1 protein-coding gene is annotated in these 1,569 nt (G+C 71.6%); it reads right to left on the bottom strand.

What is annotated here, in order from left to right; all coding sequences use genetic code 11:
• Window positions 1-36: 36 nt before the first annotated feature.
• Window positions 37-1,380, bottom strand: coding sequence for an amidohydrolase (locus V7E09_RS12180; RefSeq protein ID WP_324510769.1), 1,344 nt, complete (start codon window positions 1,378-1,380; stop codon window positions 37-39).
• Window positions 1,381-1,569: the final 189 nt, after the last annotated feature.

The raw sequence follows: 1,569 nt of genomic DNA, 5'->3' as shown, positions 1-1,569 counted from the left end.
GTCGGGTGGGGCTCCGGATTGTGGGGTGTGCCCCCGCTAGTCGGTGAAGAGTCGCTCGACGTCGAGCACGCCCCCCGCTGCGTCGAAATCGTCGGCGACTGCGGCGGCGAGGTCGTCGTCGACCAGGAAGTCCAGGGCTGCAGCGGCCAGGCCGTAGGCACCGTCCGCGATCCCGGAGAGGGCGAACTCGGAGGCGGCCGCCGCGGCGAATGCGTGGGTGTGGAGCGCGGTCCCCTCGGGAGCGATCTTCAGCAGCGGGTGGATCCCCGGGACGCGCACGCTGACGTTCCCGAAGTCGGTGGATGCCGCGAGGGTCTCGGACACCACCCCCAGTGGGAGGGCATGACGCCCGCGTTCGGCCTGCGCGAGCGCCCAGCGTCGGGTCAGCGGGTCGTTGGTGCGGACCGGCAAGGAGGCTGGATGCTGATCCCAGACCACCTCCACGCCGACGCCCGCCATGAGCGCGGCGCCGTGCGCGAGGTCGTCCACGCGACGGCTCAACTCCACCAGCGTCTCCGGGAACTTCGACCGGACGTAAGCCTGGACGACGGCGCGCTCGGGGATGATGGACGCCCGCGTCCCGCCATCGCTGATCACGGCATGCACCCGGTCGACGGGGATCATCTGCTGCCGCAGCAGTCCCAGCCCCGTGTAGAACAACGTGGCGGCGTCCAGTGCGTTGCGTCCCATGAAGGGCTCCGACGACGCGTGCGCGGCGCGCCCGGTGAACGTGATGGTGAGCGTCCGGCGTCCCAGCCACACCTGGTCGGCGACGTCGTAGCCGTAGGGGTGCAGCATCAGTGCGGCATCCACCCCGTCGAAGGCGCCCTCGCGGGCCATGTACTCCTTGCCGCTGTGGCCCTCCTCGCCGGGGGTTCCCAGCAGCAGGACGCGTCCGTGGAAGGCGTCCGGCCGCTGCTGGGAAAGGCGATGCAGAGCCAGGAAGCCGCCGACGCCGGTCGCCGCGATGATGTTGTGGCCGCAGGCGTGCCCCAAGTCGGGCAGAGCATCGTATTCGGCGAGGAAGGCGACGGTGCGTCCGCCGGTGCCTGCGGTGAACTCGGCGGTGACCGCCGTCGCGCGTCCGAACGCGCTGACCTGTGCGTCGAGGCCCGAGGCGGTGATCAGGTCGGCGATGTGTCCGGCGGCGCGGTTCTCGGCGAAGGCCGTCTCGGGGTCGCGGTGGAGCGCCAGTGCCAGCTCCCGCAAGGCGGGGGAGAGGGCGTCGACGTCGACCGCGAGCGCGGAACGCAGGTCGGCGGCGGCCCCCGAGAACGGCGACGCGAGGGGCTCCGCGGTGGCTGCCAGCGAGGCCGTCTGGGAGGCCAACTCCTCGGAGAAGATGGACGACGGCTCGGTCGGAGACGACGGTGGCAGCATGCCCCGATTCTAGCAATCCACCTTGTCACACCGCCGTAACGCCGCCACCCCGCAACGCCGTAACCCCGCAACGCCGTAACCCCGAGGCCGCCCCACCGTCGCCGAGGACTGAGCTTGAGCCCGCCGAGGACTGGGCTTGAGCCCGCCGAGGACTGGGCTTGAGCCCGCCGAGGACTGGGCTTGAGCCCG

Origin of the sequence: Propioniciclava sp. (assembly GCF_036744435.1) — a bacterium.
Lineage (GTDB): Bacteria > Actinomycetota > Actinomycetes > Propionibacteriales > Propionibacteriaceae > Propioniciclava.
Note: the sequence above shows the minus strand (reverse complement) of the source record. Positions and strands in the feature narration are given on the sequence as shown.